Source organism: Vibrio sp. 1249-1 (assembly GCF_033340495.1).
Genome location: NZ_JAWOWJ010000678.1, coordinates 1 through 647, shown reverse-complemented (window position 1 = coordinate 647; position 647 = coordinate 1). Strand labels below are relative to the sequence as shown.

Annotated in this window: 1 protein-coding gene; it reads left to right on the top strand. The window is 46.5% G+C overall.

All coding sequences use genetic code 11. The features are described 5' to 3' along the window. Positions 1–647, top strand: a 647-nt coding sequence (locus R7Z50_RS28305) for a DUF692 domain-containing protein (protein ID WP_318149859.1), incomplete at both ends; no start/stop codon positions are given.

Below are 647 nucleotides of genomic sequence, written 5' to 3'. Positions count from 1 at the left end.
AGATCAGCTGCCACGGAATTGGCTTATCGTTAGGCTCTATTGAACGCGTTAGCCAAGTACACCTCGCTCAACTGAAAGCGTTGATAGATGCCATTGACCCAATGTTTGTCTCTGACCATTTGAGCTGGAGTGAAAATGGTGGGCATTATTTTAACGACTTGCTTCCCCTACCATACACCGAAGAAGCACTGAACGTTTTTACTCGCAATGTGCTTGAAGTTCAGGATTATCTGCAACGCGAAATCTTAATCGAGAACCCTTCGAGCTATGTGAAGTTTCAACACTCGACGATCAGCGAGTGGGAGTTTCTCGCTGAAGTTCAGCAGCGCACAAGTTGCCGGTTACTGCTCGATCTGAATAACGTACACGTATCAGCCTTCAATCACGGCTTTGATTGCAATACCTATCTGTCCGCCATTCCGGCAGACAAAGTGGATGAAATTCATTTGGCGGGTTTCACCATCAAGCAACTCGATAAAGGCGAAATTTGGATTGATACTCACAGCCGTCCAGTTAGCACGGAAGTCTGGAAGTTATATCAACACTGGGTTGAACAGTATGGTCCGCGCCATACCTTAATTGAATGGGACTTAGATATCCCAGCACCAGAAGTGTTATTGGCAGAAGCGGAAAAGGCCTCGCTCCTT